Here is a 275-nt window from a genome sequence, read left to right on the forward strand (position 1 = left end):
GGCATGATGCGCATCCACTAAGATGTTAAGCGCGGTTGCCTGATGACTCGGAGGAACAGAGCTTTCATTGCATCCGCGATACCGTCGGTCGGTGTGACTTCGAAATAGAGACCGGGGGACGCACATTCCGCCATTTTAGCAGAGATCTGGCTCTGGAACGGGGAGATCCAGGTATTATACCAGCTGTTTTTTGGAAGCGGCAGATAGGTCGTGTAAAGGACCGCAACCTTGACGCCGCGCGCTTTCAAAGGGGCGCAGAAGCTCGTGTCGATCGG

General features: G+C 54.9%; 1 protein-coding gene. It reads right to left on the bottom strand.

Annotated features, from left to right (window positions below):
• Nucleotides 1-17: 17 nt before the first annotated feature.
• Nucleotides 18-275, bottom strand: a 258-nt coding sequence (locus SB764_RS39930; protein WP_410866739.1) for a hypothetical protein, incomplete at its 5' end; no start/stop codon positions are given.

This window comes from Paraburkholderia sp. SIMBA_027 (assembly GCF_046535315.1).
GTDB lineage: Bacteria > Pseudomonadota > Gammaproteobacteria > Burkholderiales > Burkholderiaceae > Paraburkholderia > Paraburkholderia tropica.